Raw genomic sequence first — 290 nt, forward strand, 5'->3', positions numbered from 1 at the left:
ATTCCATCCATACATTACAGGATTTTTATTATCAGCTATTTTGGCTTCGATTATGAGTAGTATTTCCTCACAATTACTTGTTATTTCAAGTGCAGTAACGGAAGACTTTTATAAAACATTTTTCCGTCGTAACGCAAGTGACAAAGACCTTGTATTTATCGGTAGATTATCAGTATTAGTAGTGGCTATGATAGCAGTTGTTTTAGCGTATCATCCAAGTGATACAATTTTAACACTTGTAGGTTATGCTTGGGCAGGATTTGGTTCAGCATTTGGACCCGCTATTTTAT

The 290-nt window shown here is 34.8% G+C and carries 1 protein-coding gene; it reads left to right on the forward strand.

Annotated elements, in window-relative coordinates:
- Window positions 1-290 (forward strand): sodium:solute symporter family transporter (locus tag NG918_RS16780; RefSeq protein ID WP_502801317.1); only part of this gene is annotated, 290 nt, incomplete at both ends.

Origin of the sequence: Clostridium sp. ZBS2 (genome assembly GCF_023845855.1) — a bacterium.
GTDB lineage: Bacteria > Bacillota > Clostridia > Clostridiales > Clostridiaceae > Clostridium > Clostridium aquiflavi.